Here is an 820-nt window from a genome sequence, read left to right on the forward strand (position 1 = left end):
CCTCACCACCGTCTGGTTTCTCCTCATCGCCGTACTCTTCACCGGCTACTTCATCCTCGAAGGCTTCGACTTCGGCGTCGGCATGCTCCTACCCGTCCTCGGCCGCGACGACCGCGAACGACGCGTCCTCATCAACACCATCGGCCCCGTCTGGGACGGCAACGAAGTCTGGCTCCTCACCGCCGGCGGCGCCATGTTCGCCGCCTTCCCCGAGTGGTACGCCACCCTCTTCTCCGGCTTCTACCTACCCCTCCTGCTCATCCTCCTCGCCCTCATCATCCGCGGCGTCGCCTTCGAATACCGCCACAAACGCCCCGAAGCCACCTGGAAACGCCGCTGGGACACCGCCATCACCATCGGCTCCCTCATCCCCGCCATACTCTGGGGCGTCGCCTTCGCCAACATCCTGCGCGGCGTACCCCTGGACGCCGACCACGAATACGCCGGCGGCCTGCTCAACCTCCTCAACCCCTACGCCCTCCTCGGCGGCGCCACCACCGCCACCCTCTTCGCCACCCACGGCGCCGTCTTCATCGCCCTCAAAACCGTCGGCGACATCCGCCACCGCGCCACCGCACTCGCCACCCGCCTCGGCACCACCGCCGCCGTCCTCGCCGTCGCCTTCCTCACCTGGACCCTCACCATCCGCAACAGCACCACCGCCGTCATCCTCGCCGTCGGCGCCGCCATCGCCCTCCTCGGCGGCCTCACCGCCGCCCACACCCGCCGCGAAGGCTGGGCCTTCACCGGCACCGCCACCGCCATCGCCCTCGCCGTGGCCACCCTCTTCGCCGCCCTGTTCCCCAACGTCCTACCCAGC

The 820-nt window shown here is 69.5% G+C and carries 1 protein-coding gene; it reads left to right on the forward strand.

All coding sequences use genetic code 11. The features are described 5' to 3' along the window. Positions 1-820: cytochrome d ubiquinol oxidase subunit II (gene cydB / locus GSF22_RS33980; protein WP_244454627.1), on the forward strand; the 820-nt coding region annotated here is incomplete at both ends.

The organism is Micromonospora echinofusca, from assembly GCF_017614955.1.
GTDB classification, from domain to species: domain Bacteria; phylum Actinomycetota; class Actinomycetes; order Mycobacteriales; family Micromonosporaceae; genus Micromonospora; species Micromonospora echinofusca_A.